Genomic DNA, 22,763 nt, shown 5'->3' with positions numbered 1-22,763 from the left:
TCTGCTGCCCTTCAAGTACAAAGCGGTGCAGGAACCCTCAACTGTCGTCTCAAAAACACAAGTTGGCAATGTCATAACGCGCCTCGGTGGCGAACCCGGTTACCTCGCCAGGACGGCTGCACATGCTCAGGCAAAGTCCCGGACCTGACAGGGGAGGGCGGAACCCCGCCAGGAGGTCCCGCCCCTCTTCAACGGGTCAAGCGGCAACGGGCCGTGCGACCGGGCTCAGAAACGGTCCGGGGCACGCTCCGGGAGCGGAGACCCGGGGAGCACGCCCCGCTTCTGGTTCTTCCGTGCTTCCTCGTTCGAGTCGGCCGTCGCCTCGCAGGTCACGTCCTTCACCGGGAACCTGCCGGTGAGCAGGTAGTAGGTGACCGTGCCGTCCGTGCACGCATTGCCGTTCGGGTAGACGCCGTGGCCCTCGCCGCCGAGGACGGTGACCATTTTCGATCCCTTCAGGGCGGTGTGCAGGGCCTGACCGCTGGGCATCGGGGTCTGCGAGTCCCACTCGTTCTGGACGACCAGGGAGCCGACCTTGTTGTTCACCTCGGTTGCCGGTTCCATGGACCTGCCCCAGAACGCACAGGGCTTGATTCTGGACGCGAAGTCACCTTGAAGTGCTCTCCCGGCAGCCGGGACGAGCGCATGGCCCATCCGGTACAGGTGCAGGATGTTCCGGGCCGCGTTGTGGTCGGCGTTGCCGGATCATCCGCGGTCGGGGTTCTTGCACACGAACGTGGCCTGGCTCTGCCGGCTGCCCGGTGTGGTGACACCGCAGGCCGAGCAGCGCAGGGAGGTTCCGGGAGCGGGAACCTTGTGCAGGGCGCCGCCCTGGCGGGCGGTCTTGTACGTCAGCATGGTCACGGTGCGGCCCCATGCCTCCTGGCTGATGGAGCGGTTCAGGCCGGACTTCTGGGCGACGTTCCTGCCGGGTTCCTCGATGGCGCCCCGGGCACTCTTGACCATGTTGTCGCGGCCGTCAGGGCGCCGATTCCTCCGCCGACGATGAGTACGCTCCGGCGTCCGCCTCGCTCCACGACTGCTCCTTCGCCTCGATGAGTGGCCGCACGGTAGGCGCGGCCGGCAGTGGGCGCGATCCGGGGACGGCGGGCGTTGTCCGGATCCGGCAGAAGACCGGGGAGCGGCAGAGGACCGGGGAGGTCAGGGCCGGCTCACCGGCTCCTCCTCGGCGAGGTCGATCAGGCACTGGCGGAACCAGCGGTGTCCGGGGTCGCGGTCGGTCCGCTTGGTCCAGGCCATGATCTCGGTGATGGGCTGGAGTTGGGGGATCGGCGGCTCCAGCAGGCGGATCCCCGCCGCCTCTCCGACCTTGTGCGCGAGCCGTTCGTGGACCAGCGTGATCAGCCGCGTGCCGCTCAGCAGGAAGGGGGCCATGCCGAATCCGGCGGTGATCTCGACGTTGCGCGGCACGCCCAGGAAGTCGAGCTGCATCTCCGACAGGCCCCTCAGATGTCCCGAGGACGCGGCCAGGTACGGGAGGGTCGTGAACTGCTCCAGGGTGATCTCGTCGCCCACCTCGGGATGGTCCTTGTCGACGGCGACCAGATAGCGGTCCTGGAACAGCACCCGGTGCGGGAACTGCTCGTGCTCCTCGAAGGCTTCCCGCGGCATCACCAGCAAGTCGGCCCGGTGCCCGCGCAGTTGGTCGGCGAAGTCGTCGCCGGTCGGGAAGATGTTCAGGCGGATACCGGGTGCCTCGACGGACAGCCGGGCGATGAGCGGCTGAAGGAACGTCATCGTCAGGTAGTCATTGGCTATCACCGAGAAGGTCCGCCGGGCCGTGGCCGGGTCGAAGGCCTCGCGCTGGGCGAGCACGATCTCGATGCCGGTGAGCAGCTCGCGGACCGGCCCGGCGAGCGACTCGGCCAGCGGCGTGGCGACGAGACCGCGCCCTTCCCTGGTCAGGAGCGGGTCGTTGAAGAGTTTCCGCAGGCGGGACAGGGTCGAGGACATCGCCGACTGTCCGATCGAGAGCCGTTGTGCCGCGCGGGTCACGCTCCGCTCAATCATGAGCATGTCGAAGGCCACGAGCAGGTTGAGGTCGACGCGTCGGAGATCCACGGCCCCACATTAATCGATTTCATCAATGCCAAGCATTGCCAGGAATTGTTTGTGCACGGTGATGGGCGTCACTACCTTCACCTGAACAGCGCGTGAACGCGCACCTCGTCACCGCTGTCGTCGCCGCTCAACGAGGAGAAAACGTGACGAAGCCACTGATCACCCATCTGCGCCACGTGGCGATCGCGGCCCCGGACCTCGACCGCCAGCTGGCGTTCTACCGGGACCTGTGGGGACTGACCCCCGTCGAGTCCGACACCGGCGTGCACTTCCTGGCCGCGGAGGGGTCCCCCGAGCAGTACGTCGTGCGTCTGCGCAAGGACGACCAGAAGCGGCTCGACCTGGTCTCCTTCGGAGCCGCCTCGGCGAAGGACGTCGACGCCCTCGCCACGCGGCTGGCCCAGCAGGGTGTCCGGATCGTCCACGAGCCGCGGAAGCTCGACACCCCCGGCGGCGGCTACGGCTTCCGGTTCTTCGACGGCGACGGGCGTGTGGTCGAGGTCTCCGCCGACGTGACCTCCCGGGAGTTCCGGACGATCGAGGCCCGTGAGTCGATCCCCGTCCGGCTCTCGCACTTCGTGGTCAACTCAGACCACCCCGAGGCGACGGTCGACTGGTACGTCAAGCACCTCGGCTTCAAGCTCTCCGACACCCTGTGCCTCGGCGCCCGCGGCGACTTCATGTGGTTCCTGCGCTGCAACGACTGGCACCACTCCTTCGCCGTCGCCCGGGGGCCGCACGTCGCGATCCACCACCTCTCCTTCGAGCTGCGCGGGGTCGACGAGTTCATGCGCGGCACCGGCCGCATGCTGCGCGAGGGCGTCCAGCAGATCTGGGGCCCCGGCCGCCACAAGGCCGGCGACAACACCTACTCCTACTTCCTGGACCGGGTCGGGAACTGCGTCGAGTACACCACCGAGCTCGAGACCGTCGACTGGGACCGGCACCACCCGTCCGTCTACGACGTGACCAAGCCCGACTTCATCGACCAGTGGGGCACCGCGAACCAGATGAACGAGTTCGTGGCCAAGCAGCAGTTCAACGACCCCGACCGCGGCGTGTTCGTCGCGCCCCCGCTCTAACCACTCGTGGACAGGAAGTCAACGATGACTCTCACCAACGAACCCCAGTCGTCGGCGCCGTTCTCGACCCCGCTGGACGTGCTGCTCGACCGTGTCGAGAAGGACATGCAGGAGGATCTCGTCCCCGCCGAGATCTTCAACAACGACGAGGTCTTCCGCGCCGAGATGGAGCGGATCTTCACCAACACCTGGGTCTTCGTCGCCCATGAGAGCGAGATCCCCAAGGCCGGCGACTTCGTCCAGCGCAGAATCGGGCTCGACCCGGTCATCGTGACCCGCGACGGCAAGGGCGGCGTCAACGTGCTGTCCAACTACTGCCGGCACCGCGGCACCCAGGTGTGCCAGACCGACGCGGGCAACTCCCGCTTCTTCACCTGCCCTTACCACGGCTGGACCTACGCCAACGACGGGCGGCTGGTCGGTACGCCGCTGATGCACCGCGCGTACGGCGAGCCGCTCGACCCGAATCAGTGGAGCCTCAAGCGCGCCCCCCGCGTCGAGAACCGCAAGGGCTTCATCTTCGCCTCGCTGTCCGAGGATGTGCCCGAGCTGGAGGAGTGGCTCGGCGGCGGCGCCTGGATGCTCGACCTGATCACCCAGCTCCACCCCGACGGCATGCGCGTCGCCGGACCCCCCGAGCGCTACACGGTCAACGGCGACTGGAAGACGGCCGGTGAGAACTTCGCCGGTGACGTCTACCACCTGCCGACGCTGCACGCCAGCGTCCAGGAGGTCGACCTGATCCAGGGCATCCAGGGCACCTGCGAGATCGGCCGGACCTACGAGTTCGAGAACGGGCACACCTTCATCGGCCACGCCTGGACACAGGCGATCCACCCCGGCTTCACGCTGTGGGGCTACCCGGACGAGTACAAGGAGAAGTTCGACCTCAGCGGCCTGGACGAGACCCAGCGTTTCGTGGTCGACCACGAGCCTCCCACCGTGGGGACGATCTTCCCCAACCTCAGCTTCATCCGGATCTTCTCCCCGCTCCCGGACGGCCCCCCGGCCGTGATGACCAGCTTCCGGCAGTGGCAGCCCGTCGCCCCGGGCAAGCTCGAGCTGTGGAACTGGCAGTTCGTGTGGAACTTCCAGGACGAGGAGTCCGCCCAGCGCGACTACGTCGGCGGCCAGTACTGCTTCGGTTCGGCCGGGCTCTACGAGCAGGACGACACCGTCGCCTGGGAGGGCGTGGCGCGTGCCGCCGCCAGTCCGTGGATGCGCAAGGAAGGGCTGAAGTTCAACTACCAGCAGGGCCACAACTCGCCCGTGGACGACGCCCCGGACCCGGACTGGAGGGGGCCCGGCGTCCACCGCAACACCGGCTACGGCGAGCACGTGCAGTTCAACTTCCTCCGCCAGTGGCTGCGCCAGATGAAGAACGGCACCGCCACCGACGACCAGGCCACCGAAGGGACGCAGTCATGACCGCCGCCGCCGAAGCCCCGGACACCCTCGCGGTGGACCCCACGACGTACGCCCTGGTCGCGCAGTTCCTCGCGCACGAGGCGCGTCTGCTGGACGAGGCACGCGAGGAGGAGTGGTTCGCGCTCCTCGACGACGACCTGCTCTACACCGTGCCGTCGCGCCAGTCGACCGAACCGCGCGACATCGAGGTCAACCGCGCCGCATGGCGCATCCGGGACACCAAGGCGCACATACGGACCCGGATCGACCGGCAGAACACCGGTCACGCCTACTCCGAGGTGCCCCCGTCGCGCACCATGCGGCTCGTCGGCAGCGTCGAGGTACGGACCACGTCCGAGCCCGACGTCGTCGAGGCCCACAGCTCGCTGCTGCTCTACCGGCAGCGCGGGATCGACGTCCACTTCGACCTGATCCCGTGCCGCCGCAACGACCGGATCCGGCTCACGGCCGCCGGTCCGCGGCTCCTGACCCGCGAAGTGATCCTGACCGAGACCAGCCTCAAGACCGCCAACCTGGGGGTGTTCCTGTGACCAGCGTGACCGTCGACCCCGGGCGTTGCACCGCCTACGGAATCTGCGTCGGCATCCATCCCGAGGTCTTCGCCGTTCCGTCCGGCAGCCCGTTCGCGGTCGTCACCCGCGACGTGCTGTCCGAGGACGACCTGGAAGACGTCCAGGAGGCCGTACGGGCCTGTCCCGCACAAGCCCTGCGGCTGGTCGAGGGCTGAACGGTGACTCGTGCCAACGTCGGCGTCGTGATCGTCGGCGCGTCGGCGGCGGGACTCTCCGCCGCCGACGGCCTGCGCGAGGGCGGATACACCGGCCCCCTCACCGTGCTCGACGAGGAGGTCGAGCCGGGGTACGACCGGCCGATGCTCTCCAAGAGCCTGCTGGCCGCCGAGGAGCACGCCGTGCCGGCTCCGCTGCGGACCGGCGAGCACCTGGCCGACAAGGGAATCGATCTCCTCGCCGGCCACGGAGCCATGGGGCTGGACATCGACCGCCGCCTCGTGGTGACCAACTGGGGCGAGGCGATCGGGTGGCGGCACGTCGTCGTCGCGACCGGCGTCACGGCCCGCCCGGTCGTGACGGCCGGCGGCACCGCCCTGCCGACCCTACGCACCCGCGCCGATCTGGCCACCGCCCGGCAGCTCGCCACGAGCGGGCGTCCGGTGACACTGATCGGCGGAGGGTTCATCGGTCTGGAGGCGGCCGCCGCCCTCCGCTCGCGCGGTGTCGAGGTGACCCTGCTGTGCGCGACCGAGCTGCCCCTGGCCGCGGTCCTCGGGGACGAGGTCGCCCGGTGGCTGCACGGACTGCACCTCGCGAACGGGATCTCCTTCGGCCTCGGCAGCGCCGTCACCACCGTCGAGGAGACTTCGCACGGCTACGGCATCCATCTCGCCGACGGGCGGACACGGCAGGCCACGAGCGTCCTCGCGGGAGTCGGTACGGAGCCGGCCACCGACTGGCTGATCGGTTCGGGCGTCGAGCTCGACCACGGTGTCGTCACCGACGCCGCCGGGCGGACGAACGTCGAGGGGGTGTGGGCCGCCGGTGACGTCGCCGCCCTCCGGGACCCGCTCCACGGCCGCCCCCGGCGCTTCGAACACTGGACCCACGCCATCGAGCAGGGGCGGCGGGTCGGTCTCAGCATCGCCCGCGGCGAAGCCACGCCCTACGACGCCGTGCCGTACATCTGGACCGAACAGTACGGCCTGACCCTCCACATGCTCGGCGAGCGCCGGCCCGGCGACACCGACATCGTCGTCGAAGGCTCCCTCGACACCGGCGAGTTCGTCGTCCTGCACGGCACCGGCGACGAACTGCACGGCGCCACCGTCTGCGGACGCGTCCGCGCCCTGCGGACGTACCGGAAGCTGCTCCGTTCCCGCGCCACCCTGAACGACGCCCTGGCCGCGGCGTCCGCCTGATCCTCCCGTCGACTCCCCCCTCAGCAAGGACCCACCATGCAGATGCTCGACAACCATGTCGTCCTCATCACCGGCGGCGGCTCCGGCCTCGGCCTCGGGATCGCCCGCCACTTCCTCGGCGAGGGCGCCCAGGTCGCCGTCCTGGAGATCTCCGCGGACAAACTGGCCGACCTCAAGGCCGAGTTCGGCGACGACGTGCTGCTCGTCCAGGGTGACGTCACCCGCACCGAGGACCTCCTCGCCTGCCGGCAGGCGGTCCTGGACCGCTTCGGCCGCCTCGACTCCCTCGTCGGCGCCCACGGCATCTTCGACGGCAACATCCCGCTGCGCGACGTCCCCCTCGACCGGGTCACCTCGCTGTTCGACGAGGTGTTCCACGTCGACACCCTCGGCTACATCCTGGCCGCCAAGGTCTTCCTCGACGATCTGGAGGAGACGAACGGCTCCATCGTGCTGACCTCCTCCACCGCGGCCTACGCCGCCGACGGCGGCGGGCTCTTCTACACCGCCGCCAAGGGCGCGGTGCGCAGCGTCGTCAACCAGCTCGCGTTCGAGTTCGCGCCCAAGGTGCGGGTCAACGGCGTCGCCCCGTCGGGCATCGCCAACAGCCAGCTCCGCGGACCGCGGGCGCTCGGCCTGGAGAACAACAAGCAGTCCGACATCCCCAAGGAGGACTTCGAGTCGCAGTTCCTCACCCTCGCCCTCCTGCCGACCCTGCCGACCCCGGAGGACTACGCGCCGCTCTACGCGTACCTCGCCTCCCGCAACAACACCACCATGACCGGCCAGACGGTCATCGCCGACCAGGGCGTGTTCAACCGTGCCGTGATCAGCAACGGTGCCGCCGACCGCGTGGGGAAGTGAGACCGTGTTCCGCTACTTCCCGACCAACTACGTCTGGAGCCTGTCGGTCAGCATCGCCATGAACTGCGGTGGCCAGATCGGCGAGATCGAGCAGATCTGCGCCCCGCTCGTGGACGCGGCCAAGGACGGCGACGACGCCGGCACCGAGAAGTTCTTCCAGGCGTGGTGTGCGTTCGCCGACGGGCTCGTCCGGCAGGCCGAGCGGGATCTCGCCGAGGGGCATCCGCTGTCGGCCACCGCGCGCTACTCCCGTGCCTCGGTCTACTACCTGGTCGCCGAGCGCATGCAGAGCCGTCACTACGCACCCCGCGAGGCCGCCTACCGCAAGTCCGTGGAGGCCTGTGGGCTCGCGATCGAACACGGCCGGGACCGCGCCGAGTTCGTCGAGGTCCCCTACGAAGGCGCCTCGTATCCCGCGCTGTTCGTCCCCGCCGACGGCGAACCCCCGGCGGGCGGCTACCCGGTGATGGTCTTCTGCAACGGCCTGGACTCGATGAAGGAGATGCTGTTCCGGCTGGGCCTCCCAAGGGAGTTGGCCCGTCGCGGCATCGCGACGCTCTGCGTCGACCAGCCGGGCACCGGCGCCTCGCTCCGCGAGCGCGGACTACCCGCGGTCCACGACAGCGAGCGCTGGGCGAGTGCCGCGGTCGACTACCTGGAGACGCGCCCGGACGTCGACGCCACGCGCATCGGGATGAGCGGTGTCTCGCTCGGCGGCTACTACGCCCCGCGCGCGGCCGCGTTCGAGAAGCGCTTCAAGCTCTGTGCGGTCTGGGGCGCCAACTACAACTGGGGCGAGCTCCAGAAGCGCCGCCTCCAGCGCGAGGGCGAGAACCCGGTGCCGCACTACTGGGACCACGTCCAGTGGGTGTTCGGCAAGGACAGCCTCGAGGACTTCATGGCGTTCGCCCCGAACATGACGCTTCAGGGCGTGGTCGAGCGGATCACCGTCCCCTTCCTCGTCACCCACGGCGAGGACGACCGGCAGATCCCGATGGAGTTCGCCGTGCCCCAGTACGAGAACGCCGTGGGCAGTCCCGACCGCCACTTCAAGGTGTTCAGCCGCGCCGAGGGCGGATCGTCGCACGCCGGCGCCGACAACGAGGCCGTGCCCGCGCACTACATCGCCGACTGGGTCGCCGACCGACTCTGAAAGGGAGCCATGAACACTCCATCCCCCGCCCCCGGTTGGGCGATCGGCACCGACGTCGGTGGCACGTTCACCGACCTGTGGCTGCGGTCCCCGGACGGCGAGTCCTGGGTGTGCAAGTCCCCGACCACGCCCGACGTGGTGACGGGTGTGGTCAACGCCGTGCACCTGGCCGCCGAGACCGTCGGCCTGGACACCGGCGAACTGTGCTCCCAGGTGACCCGGTTCGGGCACGGAACCACCGTCGGCCTGAACGCGCTGCTGACCGGACGCTCGGCGAGGACCGGGCTCATCACGACCGCCGGCTTCGGCGACGTCCTGGAGATCGGCAGGCTGCGCCGCGGCACGGCCGGTCTGCAGGGCCTGGACCTGGGCGACTACCATCTGCGCGGCCAGGTACCGCCGTTGGTGCCCCGCACCCAGGTCGTCGAGATCGCGGAGCGGATCGACTCGGACGGCGTCGTGCGCACGCCGCTGGACGAGGACAGCGTGCTCGACGCGATCGGCCGGCTGCGGGACCTCGGAGTGGAGGCCGTCGCCGTCTGCCTGCTGTGGGCGACCGAGAACCCGGCCCATGAACTCGCCGTCGCCAGGCTGGTCGAGCGGGAGCTGCCCGACGTCTTCGTCTCCCTCTCCCACGAGATCGCGCCCTCGGTGGGTGAGTACGCCCGTGCCTCGACCACGGTGGCGAACGCGGCACTCGGGCCGGTCCAGGGGCACTACCTCACCCTCCTCGAGCAGCGGCTGGCCGCCCTCGGCATGACCGCCCCCATCATGATGACGACGAGCGCCGGCGGTGTGGTCCCGGCGCGGACGGTCACCGAGCGGCCCGTGTCGAACCTGCTCTCCGGTCCGGCGTCCTGCGTCGTGGCGGGCCAGAAGCTCGGGGCCGAACTCGGCACCTCGCACGTCCTGACCATGGACGTCGGCGGCACCAGCTTCGACGTCGGCGTCATCGCGGGCGGCGTCGCGCTGATGAGCGACGAGGTCACCTTCGGCGGCGCCGACATGCGCGTGCCGAGCATCGACATCGCCTCGATCGGCGCCGGCGGCGGCTCGATCGCCGCGGTCGAGGGCGGCGTGCTCAGCGTCGGGCCGCGCAGCGCCGGTGCCGAGCCCGGCCCGGTCTGCTACGGCAAGGGCGGCACCGAGCCGACGACCACCGACGCCGATCTCGTCCTCGGGGTGCTCGACCCCGAGCAGTTCGGCAGCGGGGGCATCGTCCTGGACCGCGAGGCCGCGCAGCGGGCCATCACGGACAAGGTCGGAACGCCCCTCGGGCTGACCGCAGTCGAGGCGGCTCGGGCGATCCGGGTCGTCTTCGACAACGCGATGGCCGACCTGCTGCGCGCCGTCACCGTCGAACGCGGCCACGACCCGAGGGAGTTCACCCTGGTCGCCGGTGGCGGATCGGGTCCGGCGCACGCCTGGGCCCTGTGCCGTGAGGCGGGCCTGGCCGGCTTCGTCGTACCGCCGACCGCGACCGCGCAGTCGGCCTTCGGCGCCGGCACCTCCGACCTCAAGACCACGGCCTCCCGCACCTGTTACCGGCGCGTGCTCGCCGAGCTCGGTCCGAGCACCGAGGACGCACGGGGCATCGCCGAGGCACTCGCCGACACCCGTGCGCGCGCCCTCGCGACCCTTCCCGACCCGGACCGCGACGGCGCCACGGTCACCCACACGGCGTCCATCCGTTACTTCGGCCAGGCCCACCACGTCGACGTCACCGTGGCCGCCCGCCCCGACCGGGACGCCGTCGCGGATCTCCTCCTCACCTTCGAGAAGGAGTACGAGCAGCTGTGGGGCAAGGGATCCGGCTTCCGGGAGGCAGGGTTCGAGATCCTCTCGGTCCGCTCGGTGGCGGCACTGCCCGAGGCCGGGATCGCCGGTCCCGGCACGGGGGAGCCCTTCACCCGGCTCGGCACGCGTCCGGTCGTGTTCGACGACGCCGACCGGCCCGACGAGACCACCGTGTACGAGGTCCGTCGGCCGACCGCCGGCCAGGAGATCGCCGGTCCCGCGCTCGTCCAGCTCCCCGGCTGCGTGGTGGTGGTCCCCCCGGGTGGGGTCGCCACCACCGACGCACTCGGCCTCATCCACGTGAAGGTGAACTGACATGACCGCCGCAATCGACGTCGCCCCCGTCTCGTTGGACGGCGCCGCCACGGACCCGGTGATCCGCCAGGTCGTGCGCAGCCGCCTCGTCGCCATCACCGACCAGATGCGGCTCGCGTTGCAGTCCGTCAGCGGCAGCCCGACGGTGACCGAGGCGAGCGACTTCTTCACCGGCATCTACCTGCCGGACGGCTCGTTCGTCACGATGGGGCACCAGGTGACCTTCGAGGCGCCCCCCGTGGGATCACTGATCCGGCACCTGCTGAGCAACGGCACCAAGCTCAAGGACGGCGACCGCATCATCGGCAACGACCCGTTCATCGGCGCACTGCACCAGAACGACGTACAGATGTGCGCGCCGCTGATCGTGGACGGCGAACTGCTCGGGTGGGCCGGTGTGATGGCGCACGAGACCGACATCGGCGGCATGGACTTCGCCTCGTGGTCGCCCAAGGCCACCGAGGTGTGGCAGGAGGGGCTGCGCATCCCGGCCGTCAAGCTGGTCGACGGCGGTGAACTGCGGGAGGACGTCCTCGAGATGATCCTCACCGCCTCGCGCCTTCCGGCCGAAGTGGGCCTCGACATCCGGGCCTTCATCGCCACCCTGAACGTCGCGGCCGAGCGCCTCACCGAACTCTCCCACCGGTACGGCAAGTCGACCGTGCTGTCGGTGATGCACACCATGGTCGACGACGCCGAGGCCCTGGTGCGCGCACGCCTGCGCGAACTGCCCGACGGAGTCGTCCACACCCGTGACTTCCTCGAGCACGACGGCAAGCAGAACCTCCTCTTCGTCATCGACTGCGTGCTGACGAAGCGCGGTGACAGCCTGCACTTCGACTTCTCGGGTTCCTCGCCACAGGCCAACGGCTTCGTGAACTCCTCCCGCGCGGGCCTCGCCGGCGGTGTCGCGGGGGCGGTGATCCCCACCCTGGGCTTCGGCATCCCGTGGAACGAGGGCCTGCTGCGCCCGGTGGAGATCTCGGCGCCGGACGGACTGGTCTGCACCGCCGTACCACCGGCACCGGTGGGGTCGGCCACCGTCGAGGCCGTCTGGACGGTCAGCAACGTCGTCTCCGCGGCGCTGAACCGGCTGCTGCTCGCCTCGCCGAAGTACGCGCACCGTGCCCAGGCCGTCAGCAGCGGCACGATGGCGACCTTCAACCTCTCGGGCCGCGACCGGCACGGAAAGGTGTTCGGCCTCCACCTGATGGACCCGCTCGCCGGCGGCTTCGGCGCCTTCGCCGACCACGACGGGCAGAACGCCGCCGGACCGATCAACGCCCCGTGCCCGTCGATCGCCGACGTGGAGGTCAACGAGCAGAAGACCCCGCTCTTCTACCACTACCGGCGTCTCGCCCCCGGCACCGGCGGCGCCGGCCGCCGCCGCGGCGGTCTCGCGGCCGAGGTCGGCATCACCGTCTCCGTGCCTCAGGCCGAGGCACTCGTGATGACGCACGGCGCCGAGGTGCCCAACTCCGTCGGGCTCGGCGGCGGCCTGCCCGGCGCCGTGGTCAGCCAGCGCTTCCGGGCCGCCGGGGAACGGCCCCGGGACCTCGGGCCCAAGCCGGGCTCCTTCCCGATCACCCCGGCGGACCTGTTCGAGGTGACCTGGCAGGGCGGCGGCGGCATCGGCGACCCGCTTGACCGCGACCCCGCCGACGTCCTGGAGGACATCCACTACGGCCTGGTCACACCGGAGGAGGCACGGGAGACCTACGGCGTGGTCCTCTCCGGGGACGGCGGGAACGGCGCGTCGGTCGACGCGTCCGCCACCATCGCCGCTCGCAGGGAGCAGCGCGCCGCCCGGCTGGGCGTCGAACCGGCCGCCGTCACGGACCCGTCGGCGGTCACCGAGGCGGTTCCCGACGACGCGGTACGGCTGGGCGACCGGCTCCTCCTCGTCCGGGACGAGGCCACCGGGCAGTTCCAGGTGCGCACCCCCGAGGGGGTCGTGCTCTCCTCCGGCTCCACCAGATGGCGCGAGGGAGCCCACCGGTTCGCCCTGTCCCTGCCGCCGTCCGTCGGCGCGACCCTCCACGCCGATCTGGCGGTCACCGGCTGGGCCTGCCCGCGGACCGGGGCCCTGCTCGCGGTCGACGTGCACCTGAGCGACCAGGAGCCCTTCCACGACCTCGATCTCGACCTCGCCGCACTCGGCCTCGCCTCACTCGCACACACCGGCACGACCGCTGGAGACCCCCGATGAGCCGCAAGATCATCCTGACCATCGCCCCGACCGGTGGCATGGCCACCAAGGAGCAGAGTCCGCACCTGCCCGTCACCCCGCAGGAGATCGCCGACGACGTGGCCCGTTGCTGGGAGGTCGGCGCAAGCGTCGTGGCCGTCCACGCCCGCCGCGCGGACGGCCTGGCCACCTGCGACCCCGAGGTCTACTCCGAGATCAACTCCCTGATCCGGGCCCGGACCGACATCGTCATCAACAACTCCACCGGCGGCGGCATCCACGGCGACATGCCGGTGCGGCTGAGCGACGAGCTCTGGGAACTCGACTGGAGCGAACGGATCAAGGGCATCGAGGGCGTGGGCTGCGAGATGGCCACCCTCGACTCGCACACGATCACGGCCAGCACCGCCGAACGCGAGTACCTCGTCACCACGACGCCGAAGCGCTCCCGCTGGCTGCTGGAGGAGATGACCAGGCGCGGCATCAAACCGGAGTGGGAGGTCTTCGACCTCGGGCACATCCTGTCCGACTTCACCACCCTGACCGCCGAGGGCCTGGACTCCCGGCCGTACTACTGCAACATCGTGCTCGGCGGCCAGCGCGGCTTCCAGGGCGCCCTGCCGTACACCCCCAAGATCCTCCAGATGCTCGTGGAGCACCTTCCCGAGGGCACGGTGTGGGGGGTCTCCGGCATCGGGCCGACCCAGCTTCCGGCGACGACCCACGGTCTGCTGCTCGGCGGCCACATGCGGGTCGGCCTCGAGGACAACCTCTACTACGCGCGCGGCCGGCTCGCGACCAACCTGGAGCTGGCCGAGCGCGCCGTGCGGATCATCCGCGAGCTCGGCTACGAGATCGCCACCCCGAGCGAGGCGCGCGAGATGCTGGGGCTCAAGCAGCTCGACGAGGTGCCGGCATGAGCGTCCACAGCACGTCCGGCGTCGTCGCCTTCTCCGACACCGACGCCTCCGGCCGGTTCCACCACACCGCCGCGTACCGGTGGGCGGAGAACACCGAGCACGCGTTCTACCGTTCGGTGCTCCCGGACGTCGACATCGGCCGGTTCCCCCGCCGCTCCACGTCGGCCACGTACGAGCGACCGCTCACGGCCGGTGACGCGTACACGGTCGACCTCGCACTCGACCGCATCGGGAACAGCTCGATCACCTACACCTGGACGGTCACCGGCCCGGCCGGTGTCTGCGTACGCGGCGCACACGCCGTCGTGCACGTGGATGCCACCGGCCGCCCGGCACCGGTCCCCGGGGTGCTGCGCGACCGTCTCGCTCCGGCCGCAGGGGCGGTGGCGTGATGGACAAGGTCGTGGCCTCGGCCGCCGAGGCGGTCGCCGACATCCCCTCGGGCAGCACCCTCGCGGTGGGCGGCTTCGGGCTGTGCGGCATCCCGGCGGTACTGATCCGGGCCCTGCTGGAGACCGGCGCCGACCGGCTCGAGACGGTGTCCAACAACGCCGGCGTCGACGACTGGGGACTGGGCATCCTGCTCGGCGCGGGCCGTCTGCGCCGGGTGGTGGCGTCGTACGTCGGGGAGAACAAGGAGTTCGCCCGGCAGTACCTCGCCGGGGAGCTGGAGGTCGAGCTGACTCCGCAGGGCACGCTCGCGGAGCGGATGCGGGCCGGCGGCTCCGGCATCGCGGCGTTCTACACCCGCACCGGCGTGGGCACCCAGGTCGCCGAGGGCGGCATGCCCTGGAAGTACGCGGCCGACGGCAGCGTCGAACTGACCTCCCCGGCCAAGCCGGTGGCGGCCTTCGACGGCCTCGACCACGTGCTCGAGCGCGCGATCGTGGCCGATTTCGGACTGGTGCGGGCCTGGAAGGGCGACCGGCACGGCAACCTCGTCTTCAAGGACGCGGCCCGCAACTTCAACCCGCTCGCGGCGATGTGCGGCCGGACCACCGTCGCCGAGGTCGAGCACCTGGTCGAACCCGGCGACATCGACCCCGACCAGGTCCACGTCCCCGGCGTCTACGTCCACCGGGTCGTCGCCCTCACCCCGGAGCAGGCCGCCGAGAAGCGCATCGAGAAGAGGACGGTACGGGCATGAGTGAGGAAGGGGCACGCGCATGAGCTGGACGCGTGAGCAGATGGCCGCACGCGCGGCCCGGGAACTCGAGGACGGCGACTACGTCAACCTCGGCATCGGCCTCCCGACCCTCATCCCGAACCATGTGCCGGATGACGTCGAGTTGGTGCTGCAGTCGGAGAACGGCATCCTCGGCACGGGCCCCTACCCGACCGAGGACGAGGTCGACCCCGACCTCGTCAACGCCGGCAAGGAGACCGTGACCGTGCGCCGCGGCGCGAGCTTCTTCGACTCCGCCCTGTCCTTCGGGATGATCCGCGGTGGCAAGATCGACGCGGCCGTCCTCGGCGCGATGCAGGTCTCCGCCACCGGCGACATCGCCAACTGGATGATCCCCGGCAAGATGGTCAAGGGCATGGGCGGGGCCATGGACCTGGTGCACGGCGCCAAGAAGGTCGTGGTCCTCATGGAACACGTGGCCCGGGACGGCAGCTTCAAGATCGTCGAGGAGTGCTCCCTGCCCTACACCGGCAAGGGGGTCGTCCAGCGGATCATCACCGACCTGTGCGTCCTGGACGTCACCCCCGACGGCCTGCGCCTGGTCGAACTGGCCCCGGACGTCACCGTCGAGGAGGTCAGGGCCAAGACCGAACCCGCGGTACTCGGGGCCGCCGTACCCGACTGACTGAGCATCGCCTGGCCGTCCCGTCCGCATCCGGGGCGGCCAGGCGGGTGAATGCCGCGGGGGCCCGGTGCAGGGCGGCAGCCGGGCGGCCTCCACGGGCGGCCGGCTCACCGGGGCCACGTCCGGCACTGCCACCGCCTTCGACACGAGCGTCAGGAATCCTCACAGCCGGGATCCGCCCGAGGCGTCGATGCACTGGCCGGTGATCCACCGCGACGACTCGGACGCCAGGAAGGCGACGATGTCGGCCACATCGGAAGGCTGTCCCAGCCGTCCGAAGACGGACAAGGACGCCAGGTCCGCCGCAGCTTCCCTCGTACGCCGCTTCCCCGCGTTCATGTCCGTCTCGACGAATCCGGGCCGGACACAGTTCACCGTGATGGCGCGCGCCCCGACTTCCTTGGCCAGCGCCAGGGTGAAGGTGTCGACCGCCCCCTTGCTCATGGAGTAGACGAGGGACTCCGGATAGGCGACGCGGGTCACCGCTGACGAGATGTTGATGATGCGGCCCCCGTCCGGCATGCGTTTCAGGGCCTGCTGCGCCATGAACACCAGGGATTTGGTGTTCACCGCGAAGATCCGGTCGAAGAGTTCGGGCGTCACCTCGCCGATACGGGCGGACCCGCTGACTCCGGCGTTGTTGACGAGTACGTCCAGACCCGGACTCGTGCCGTACCGTGTCACTCCGGCGTCGAACCGGGCGTACAGACTCTCCACTCCCCCCGGCTCGCCGAGGTCCGCCTGTACCGCGAAAGCGCGTCCGCCGCTGTTCCGGATCGCCTCGAGGGTTTTCTCGGCCGCGCTCTCGTCCTCGCGGAAGTGCACCGCCACCAGGGCGCCGTCCTGCGCCAGTCTCTGCGCGATGCCCCGCCCCATCCCCCTGCTCGCACCCGTCACCAGTGCCGTCTTGCCTGCTAACACGCCTGTGTGTCTTCCTCTTTGGGGCTGCTCTGGATCTCAGCCTGGGCAAGTAGTAGCACGCGCCCGTGACGTGAGGTGTACCCCGGAGCGTCGTGATTCTGACGCGCTGGAGGCCGTCCCCCCGTCCGTGCGGCACTCGACAGGTGGGGCGTGGTTCTCCCGCCTGTGCCGCAGTTTGGAAACCGGTCGAACGACTTGTCAATAAAAACCGGTCGACTGGCTTATGAAGCGGCTACCGGTGATGCGCTCGGGAAACGAGGGTGGGTCGCCAAGAGTCGTCGCCGTCTCCGATCCCGCGGTTGCACACCGTCGGGACAGGGTGCCGCAGCGCCTCGGTCGCGCGTCTTCAGGAATCCTCGTCTCCTCGGTCTTCGGGGGACCGCTCCGCGAGAACCGTGACGAAGGCCGAGGCGACGAGGGCGACGGCGGGGTCGTCGTCGCGGGCCAGTTGGCGCAGGACCTCCCGCACGGTGGTCCCCGACAGTTCGACCAGCGCCTGGGCCAGACGTATCCGTGTCGCGGAGTCCGCGGTGGGCGCGGCGAGTTCATCGACCAGTGCGGTCATGATCCGGTCCGCGCACCCGGGGTCCCGGGACAGTGTTCCCAGGACCTCCGCCGCTTCGACGTCGTGGGAACCCTCGACCACCATGCCGACGAGTGTCGGCACGGTCGCGGTCACCCCGCGCCTGCCCAGAGCCAGAGCGGCGTGCCTGCGCACCGCCGTGTCCGGGTCCCCGAGGGCGTCCGCGAGCACCGCGGCCGCCCCCGGGGCCTCGGCCATCTCGGCGATCGCCGACACCGCGCGCCGCCGGATGTCGACGTCCTGCGAGCGCACGCCGTCAGCCAGTGCCGCCACGCCGTCGCCGCCCGACCGGGCGAGCGCCCAGCGCAGGGCGCCGGCGACGTTGGGGTCGGATTCGGCCAGGACCGCCCCGACCAGCAGCTCGGCGGGGGCCGACGCACTCCCAGGCCGGGCCAGGACGGCCTGCTGCCTGCGCGCGGCGCTGGTCGAGTTGAGCCCCTGCATGAGTTCGACGATGCGCAGGACGTCCTGCCAGCCGGTGGGCGCCGACGCGTCGACGGCGCGGAGCCGCTCGAGCAGCTCCCGTTCCCGCTCCAGACGGTCTTCCGTCCACCGGATGAGGTCGCCGACCAGGGCGGACGGTGTGAAGGCCGGGTCCTCCAGCGCGCGCCCGATCTGCTTGAGCGAGAGCCCGAGGGACCGCAGGCTCTCCACGTGGAAGATCCTGCGGACGTCCTCGGCGGAGTACTCGCGGTAGCCGCCGACGGTGCGACCGGTCGGCCGCACCAGCCCGAGGGCGTCGTAGTGCCGGAGCATCCGGGTGCTCACCCCCGAGCGGCGGGCCACCTCACCGATCAGCACTCCGCGGTCTCCGCGGCGACCTTCGCGACCTTGGCACCCTCCACCGACCTGGTCGTCTCCGCAGGCTCGGCGGTCTCCGCAGTCCCCGCGACTCCCGGCGCAGCCGCGGCGGCGGCAGCGGCTCGTTCCGGGCCGAGTGCGACGACTCGCTTCGCCTCCTCGACGGCCGCGTCGAAACCGGTCTCCGGGCTCTGCCGGAGCAGCTCGGTGGCACGGGCGTGCGTGGCCACCGCCGGATCAGGGCTCGCCACGGCCTTCTCCAGGGCGGGCTCGGTCACGTCGCCGAGCTCGACGAGGGCCCGGCTCAGGCTCAGCCGCACATCGCGGTCACCGCGGCCGAGCTGCATGACCAATTCGTCGACCAGGTCCCCCTTCTCGCCCTCGGGCACGAGGACGACCGCGACCCGCCACGCGGTCCGCGCGACCTCCTCGTCGGGGTCGCGCAGCAGGTCGCGCGTGATCCAGGCCCACGCGCTCCTGTCACCGGTCTTGGAGAGCGTGTGCAACGCCTGGCTGCGGGCCTGAGTCCGCTCGGAGGCGAGTTCCCGGCGGATCCGGGGCAGGGTGATCTCCGGCGGGAGGCGGGTCAGCGCCCAGGACAGCATGTCCCGCACGAAGAAGTCCGGCTCGACCGCGCACCGCTCGACGAGCGTTTCCAGGAAGCCGGGGTCGGGGTTCGAGCCGGCCGCCAGGGCCGCCTGCAGCCGGACCGACGGGTTCTCGGCGCTCAGGGCGTCGGCCACACGGACGTTCTGCGGGGTTCCGTTGGTGGGGTTGATCGAAACCACCTCCTGCACCCAGGGGACACCTTGTCACCGTGTCAAGGTCAAGTCCGTGACCGGCAATCCAGAAGAACTCGCAGGTCAGGCCCCTTTGGCGGCCGGCTCCAGAATCGCCACGCACTCCACGTGGTGCGCCCTCGGGAACGTGTGCGATTCCACGCTGCCGAAGAAACCGCAGGTCAGTTGGGGTTTCTGACCTCTGCGCGGTGGAATTCTGGGTCTGGAGCGTCAGTCGGGGCAGGCGGGTCGTTCAGCGGGTACCGGGCCGGTGCTCGGTGATCCAGCGGGCGGCGAGCAGCCCGGAGGCGGCGGTGAGGACGGCGGCCGCGACGAGGGTGGCGTTGAGGCCGAGGGCGTCGGCCAGGACGCCGGCGACCCGCCAGAACCGGTAGGTCCCGAGGGCGTTGGCCCGCCAGGCCGGGTGGGCGTGGTCGGTGAAGAGCACGGGAGACGCTGACCTGAACCGGCGGCGAGGAAGCGAAGCGCCCCACCTCGACAAGGCGGGGAGTCGGTACAGGACTGCGGCTGAGCAGCTCCGTAAGCACGGCGGTGGCCTGCACGGCCCCTTCAGGGAGCCTCGCGCAGGAACAGCGCACCGCAGGTGTGGCAGAACGGCCTGGCGGCGTCGGTACCCCATGCGTCGGAGGGCATCTCCTTCGCCGACGGGTCGACTTCCCGGCCACACATGGCGACGTCCTGGCCGCTGCGGACCATGTGCCACTCCTTGAGGGCATCACCCCCGGGTTCAGTCATCTCGGCCACGATGTGGTGTTCCATCGTCTGCTGCTCCTTGATGGTGGAGGGCCTGCCCCACTCACGGAGGCGGCCGGGTGAAGTCACGCGCAGCAGGCCGTCTGCAAACCCGCCAGGCCAAGGACGCGCCACCACCCGCGGAAGCTTCCTCCCACACGACTTGGACGTTGCTGTGAACCTCAGGCTAGCGCCCATATGCCCCGCGCGATCTCACAGCAGCCCGAAGATCCCCGAACAGGTCCAACCTTCGACGCCGAGCCGACCTGTCGTACACGCGGAGCCCAAACAGGAGGCGCCGGAACTCTCCCGGTCCAGATCGCCGGAGAACTCGCGACCGCCCCCGACACCGGTCGTCCAGAGAACCCCGAGCGAGTACGTCTCTGCTGGTCTCGTGGGAGACGAGCACACCGCGCTCGAGCAGCAACTCCTCGACCTCCCGGAACGACAGCGGGAAGCGGAAGTACAGCCGTACCGCGTGTGCGATCACCTCCGCCGGGTACCGGTGGTCCTTGTACGACAGCGACGCGGACGACACGAACGAACCCTCCCCGGCACGACCAACTCCAAGATCATCCCAGGCCGGTCAGCCAACGTGACAACGCCCGTCGGCATGGCGGCCCGGGTCCGGGGCACGCGGGGCGGTGTACCACCCATGTGAATGGCGGCGAAAAGGGAGGCTCCCGATGCTCATGGCACACCCCGCGGTGCTGCGGAACCTGATCGAGCAGCACGACGCGCTGCGCATCCTGCACGCCGAGGACGGCAGCCCGGAGGCGCGCCGGCGCATGGACGACGTCGCCTACACGCTGTGCGTGTCGACCGGCACCCGCGACATCGACGCCGCCCTCGTCGCCGCCCGTCATCAGCTTCCCGGCGCCCGCACCGAGGACGACTCCCTCCTCACGACCTGACCGCTGCTCGCATCGACCCACCATGAGCACCACGGCGGACCTGCCGACTCTCACCAGCCTTGAGGAACTGACCCGGCTGGTCACCAGCCGCCGCGGACTGTACGTGCGCTGGTCCCGGGGCCCGGAACGCGACCTGCCCGATGTGACCAGCACGGACGACCTGACCGGAGTGAAACTGCCGGGCTTGTCGGCCAGCCCTCTGGACGTCGAGGCCTGGTGGAGAGATCGCCCCGTGCGCATCTGGGTCGCGCGGCGGCTGTACGACTACTGCCACCTTCCCCGCGTGAAGGACCGCCGCACCCGGCCCTGGGTCCTGCACGGCTCCGAGGCTGCCCGGGGGCCGGACAACGAACCCCTGGTGACAGATGTCGAACCGCTCGGCTGGATCGCCGACCGCGTTATCGACGAGGCCCGCCACGTCGTCACCGACCAGCCTGGGCGCTGGGGCCCCCTCGACCGCAACGGAACGACGTGACAGGTAGCACCGCCCGCCCGTCGTCGGCGGACGTGACACCGACGACGACCGGTCCGGGTCCCGTCAAACGGTCCTTGCAGTGACCAGGAAGCCGGCCATCCGGGCCATGGCGGTTCGAAGGAGAGGGAGCCTTTCGGAACTCGCCGATCCAGTTGAGGAACTCCGCCCACGGGGGCACGGCGCGGGACGTCCTGAGACCGGTGATACGGCTGATGTCGAGAATCACGGAAGAAGCCGGGGGTGAATTTCGGACATGCATATGCCGAGCCGGCTGTCCTCTCGGCTGACCCACCAGAGGAAATCCTGCGACCTGGGGGCACGAGCGGTGGCCCGAATGCGCGCATGGAGGAACAGACCGCTGCCGCGGCCGGGCGGCACCCTCAGGTCCATGCCGCGTTTTCTTCGATCGCGCGTGGGGACTCGCCGCCCGTGGTGGCATATGGAGCGGAGCAGCGGGTGCGTCTGCCCGCATTGCGGGCCGGCTGGCTGACGCAGACGTTCGTCCACTGGCCCTTCCGGCCGGAGGCGGTACAGGCGCTGCTGCCCGAGGAACTGGTCGTGGACGAGTATGACGGCGCCGCATGGGTGGGACTCACGCCCTTCGTCATGGCGGACGTACGCCTGCCCGGCGTCCCGGCCGCGCTGATCGGCCTCCCGACGTTCGCGGAGACCAACCTGCGGACCTACGTCCGCCACCGTGACGGACGGGACGGGCTCTGGTTCCTGTCCATCGAGGTGGCCTTCCCCCTGATGCTGGTGGCCCGCGCCATCGGCGCGCCGTACAACCCGGGCAGCCTCAGCGTCTCCACGGACGGGGACGCCGTCGCGTACTCCGGTACGAGAGGGAACAGGGACGCCTCCTACCGCGTTCTCGTCCGCCGCGGCGAACCGGTCGAGCCGACGGAGCGGGACGTGTGGCTGACCTCGCGCTGGCGGGCGTACACCCGTCGGCTCGGCATGCTCTGGGAGACGCCCGTCGAGCACGAGCCGTGGCCGCTGGCCGGGGCCGCCGTCGACGTGCTGGAGGAGACACTGACCACTGCGGCGGACCTTGGGGAGGCTCCGCTCGGCGAGCCCGTGGTGCACTTCTCGGAAGGCGTCAGGCATGTACGACTCGGGCTCCCCAGGCCCTGCGCCCCAGGGCGTGCCCGCCGGCCTTCCTGACCTCCCGGCAGACCCTTGCCGGGCCGGGGCGCCGCAGGCCCGCCCGGGTGGGCACGGGCGGATGAGCCGGGTTCTCGGCGGAATCACGCGACGCCCGAGGGTGCGCTTCGAGGGCTGGATCGCGGGCATGGGCACCTCCTCCGGTACGCGGATCGTGCTCGGACACTGGCACCGGTCGCCCTTCGGAGCGTTCAGCGACGTGATGCTGGAACGGGCCGACGGGGAGAGGCTGCTCCTGGCCCCCACGCGGGAGGCAGCGGACTTCATCAGCGGCACCTACGTCTTCGACACGGTGCGTGTCGTCCCGGTCGCCGTGAGCGTCACGGATGCCACCTGGACCGTCACCGCGGGGCCGCTCGACCTGCGCTTCACCACCGGCCGGCGCCGGCTTCTGGGCCTTGTGCTGCGTGCCGTTCCCGGCGCGCTCGCCCGGCATCCGGCATGGAGCGCGCTGACGGACCGCCCCGCCCGCCTGCTGCTGCCGGGAGTGCGCACCCGCGGCAGCGCCGGTGGGGGCCGCCGCGAGTGGTACGGCGCCCGGGACCTGCTGCCGATCCGTGCGGTGTCGGCGGCCTTCGAGGGGACGGCCCTGGGAGGGATGGCGCTCGTCCAGCCGCCTGTGCACTTCGGGTTCGGTTCGGCGCCGAGGAACCCCGCCGTCACCCGGGTCACGACGACGGTGGCGCTTGTCCCGCAGTAAGGGCACCCGGCACGGAGGACCCGGCCGATCCTCACGAAGGGAGACTCCTCCCCTGGGCAGGACCAGAGTGCGAGAGTCCGCCGGCACGGTTGCGGTCGCG

At 70.6% G+C, this 22,763-nt stretch carries 23 protein-coding genes and 2 pseudogenes; 17 read left to right on the top strand and 8 right to left on the bottom strand.

Translation table 11 applies throughout. The features are described 5' to 3' along the window. Positions 1-225 precede the first annotated feature (225 nt). Positions 226-969, bottom strand: a pseudogene (locus tag DIZ27_RS48420) (alpha/beta hydrolase); the annotation flags it as partial. Positions 970-1,161: 192 nt separating this feature from the next. Continuing rightward, the gene (locus DIZ27_RS11145) at positions 1,162-2,082 is read right to left on the bottom strand and encodes a LysR family transcriptional regulator (protein WP_109378189.1); all 921 of its coding nucleotides are present in this window, start codon (positions 2,080-2,082) and stop codon (positions 1,162-1,164) included. A 143-nt stretch (positions 2,083-2,225) separates the two neighbouring features. Between DIZ27_RS11145 and DIZ27_RS11140 the strand changes: the two genes are divergently transcribed. Genes DIZ27_RS11140 through DIZ27_RS11080 form a run of 13 tightly spaced genes read left to right on the top strand, consistent with a single transcriptional unit; the run spans position 2,226 to position 15,573 of the window. Beyond that, positions 2,226-3,164 carry a VOC family protein gene (locus DIZ27_RS11140; protein ID WP_109378188.1) on the top strand — a complete coding sequence of 313 codons (939 nt, stop codon included), beginning with the start codon at positions 2,226-2,228 and terminating at the stop codon, positions 3,162-3,164. A gap of 24 nt (positions 3,165-3,188) precedes the next feature. Beyond that, positions 3,189-4,592: a Rieske 2Fe-2S domain-containing protein gene (locus DIZ27_RS11135; RefSeq protein ID WP_109378187.1), complete on the top strand. Its 1,404-nt coding sequence runs from the start codon at positions 3,189-3,191 to the stop codon at positions 4,590-4,592. Further along, the gene (locus DIZ27_RS11130; RefSeq protein WP_109378186.1) at positions 4,589-5,122 is read left to right on the top strand and encodes an aromatic-ring-hydroxylating dioxygenase subunit beta; all 534 of its coding nucleotides are present in this window, start codon (positions 4,589-4,591) and stop codon (positions 5,120-5,122) included. Before DIZ27_RS11135 ends, DIZ27_RS11130 begins: the two co-directional genes overlap by 4 nt. After that, complete coding sequence (locus DIZ27_RS11125) at positions 5,119-5,319, top strand: ferredoxin (RefSeq protein WP_109378185.1); 201 nt, start codon at positions 5,119-5,121, stop codon at positions 5,317-5,319. Before DIZ27_RS11130 ends, DIZ27_RS11125 begins: the two co-directional genes overlap by 4 nt. Positions 5,320-5,322: 3 nt before the next feature. After that, positions 5,323-6,525, top strand: coding sequence for an NAD(P)/FAD-dependent oxidoreductase (locus DIZ27_RS11120; RefSeq protein ID WP_109378184.1), 1,203 nt, complete (start codon positions 5,323-5,325; stop codon positions 6,523-6,525). Between the two features lie 36 nt (positions 6,526-6,561). Beyond that, a complete protein-coding gene (locus DIZ27_RS11115; protein WP_181383479.1) occupies positions 6,562-7,389 on the top strand; it encodes an SDR family oxidoreductase in 828 nt (275 codons plus the stop codon). A 4-nt stretch (positions 7,390-7,393) separates the two neighbouring features. Then, positions 7,394-8,542, top strand: a complete 1,149-nt coding sequence (locus tag DIZ27_RS11110) for a S9 family peptidase (RefSeq protein ID WP_109378260.1) — start codon at positions 7,394-7,396, stop codon at positions 8,540-8,542. Positions 8,543-8,551: 9 nt separating this feature from the next. Then, positions 8,552-10,654, top strand: coding sequence for a hydantoinase/oxoprolinase family protein (locus tag DIZ27_RS11105; protein WP_109378183.1), 2,103 nt, complete (start codon positions 8,552-8,554; stop codon positions 10,652-10,654). Between the two features lies 1 nt (position 10,655). Further along, complete coding sequence (locus tag DIZ27_RS11100; RefSeq protein WP_109378182.1) at positions 10,656-12,863, top strand: hydantoinase B/oxoprolinase family protein; 2,208 nt, start codon at positions 10,656-10,658, stop codon at positions 12,861-12,863. Then, positions 12,860-13,762 carry a 3-keto-5-aminohexanoate cleavage protein gene (locus DIZ27_RS11095; protein WP_109378181.1) on the top strand — a complete coding sequence of 301 codons (903 nt, stop codon included), beginning with the start codon at positions 12,860-12,862 and terminating at the stop codon, positions 13,760-13,762. The genes DIZ27_RS11100 and DIZ27_RS11095 overlap by 4 nt, the downstream gene beginning before the upstream one ends. Then, entirely contained in the window at positions 13,759-14,154 is a 396-nt protein-coding gene (locus DIZ27_RS11090) for a thioesterase family protein (RefSeq protein ID WP_109378180.1), read from the top strand. The genes DIZ27_RS11095 and DIZ27_RS11090 overlap by 4 nt, the downstream gene beginning before the upstream one ends. Next, positions 14,154-14,909: a CoA transferase subunit A gene (locus tag DIZ27_RS11085; RefSeq protein WP_109378179.1), complete on the top strand. Its 756-nt coding sequence runs from the start codon at positions 14,154-14,156 to the stop codon at positions 14,907-14,909. Before DIZ27_RS11090 ends, DIZ27_RS11085 begins: the two co-directional genes overlap by 1 nt. A gap of 19 nt (positions 14,910-14,928) precedes the next feature. Next, positions 14,929-15,573 carry a CoA transferase subunit B gene (locus DIZ27_RS11080; RefSeq protein ID WP_109378178.1) on the top strand — a complete coding sequence of 215 codons (645 nt, stop codon included), beginning with the start codon at positions 14,929-14,931 and terminating at the stop codon, positions 15,571-15,573. 162 nt (positions 15,574-15,735) lie between these two features. Here the strand turns inward: DIZ27_RS11080 and DIZ27_RS11075 are convergent, their stop codons facing one another. From DIZ27_RS11075 to DIZ27_RS11050, 6 genes and pseudogenes are all read right to left on the bottom strand, one after another. Continuing rightward, positions 15,736-16,494, bottom strand: coding sequence for an SDR family oxidoreductase (locus DIZ27_RS11075; RefSeq protein ID WP_258308330.1), 759 nt, complete (start codon positions 16,492-16,494; stop codon positions 15,736-15,738). Positions 16,495-16,840: 346 nt separating this feature from the next. After that, entirely contained in the window at positions 16,841-17,878 is a 1,038-nt protein-coding gene (locus DIZ27_RS11070; protein ID WP_109378176.1) for a HEAT repeat domain-containing protein, read from the bottom strand. Next, positions 17,872-18,675, bottom strand: a complete 804-nt coding sequence (locus DIZ27_RS11065) for a HEAT repeat domain-containing protein (protein ID WP_109378175.1) — start codon at positions 18,673-18,675, stop codon at positions 17,872-17,874. Before DIZ27_RS11065 ends, DIZ27_RS11070 begins: the two co-directional genes overlap by 7 nt. Positions 18,676-18,910: 235 nt before the next feature. Continuing rightward, on the bottom strand, positions 18,911-19,105 hold the full coding sequence (locus tag DIZ27_RS11060) for a hypothetical protein (RefSeq protein ID WP_219933605.1): 195 nt from the start codon (positions 19,103-19,105) through the stop codon (positions 18,911-18,913). A gap of 122 nt (positions 19,106-19,227) precedes the next feature. Beyond that, on the bottom strand, positions 19,228-19,437 hold the full coding sequence (locus DIZ27_RS11055; protein ID WP_109378174.1) for a hypothetical protein: 210 nt from the start codon (positions 19,435-19,437) through the stop codon (positions 19,228-19,230). Between the two features lie 355 nt (positions 19,438-19,792). Beyond that, positions 19,793-19,948, bottom strand: a pseudogene (locus DIZ27_RS11050) (IS6 family transposase); the annotation flags it as partial. Positions 19,949-20,096: 148 nt separating this feature from the next. Between DIZ27_RS11050 and DIZ27_RS11045 the strand changes: the two are divergent. The 4 genes from DIZ27_RS11045 (at position 20,097) to DIZ27_RS11030 (ending at position 22,663) form a co-directional block, all read left to right on the top strand. Next, positions 20,097-20,324 (top strand): DUF5133 domain-containing protein, encoded by a 228-nt coding sequence (locus DIZ27_RS11045; protein ID WP_109378173.1) that lies wholly within the window; start codon positions 20,097-20,099, stop codon positions 20,322-20,324. A 22-nt stretch (positions 20,325-20,346) separates the two neighbouring features. After that, positions 20,347-20,799 (top strand): DUF6098 family protein, encoded by a 453-nt coding sequence (locus DIZ27_RS11040; RefSeq protein WP_109378172.1) that lies wholly within the window; start codon positions 20,347-20,349, stop codon positions 20,797-20,799. A gap of 429 nt (positions 20,800-21,228) precedes the next feature. Next, positions 21,229-21,963 carry a YqjF family protein gene (locus tag DIZ27_RS11035; protein ID WP_109378171.1) on the top strand — a complete coding sequence of 245 codons (735 nt, stop codon included), beginning with the start codon at positions 21,229-21,231 and terminating at the stop codon, positions 21,961-21,963. Between the two features lie 61 nt (positions 21,964-22,024). Next, positions 22,025-22,663 carry a hypothetical protein gene (locus DIZ27_RS11030; protein ID WP_109378170.1) on the top strand — a complete coding sequence of 213 codons (639 nt, stop codon included), beginning with the start codon at positions 22,025-22,027 and terminating at the stop codon, positions 22,661-22,663. Positions 22,664-22,763: the final 100 nt, after the last annotated feature.

It is taken from the genome of Streptomyces sp. NWU339 (genome assembly GCF_003143855.1).
GTDB lineage: Bacteria > Actinomycetota > Actinomycetes > Streptomycetales > Streptomycetaceae > Streptomyces.
This window is presented reverse-complemented; position numbering and strand designations above follow the sequence as displayed.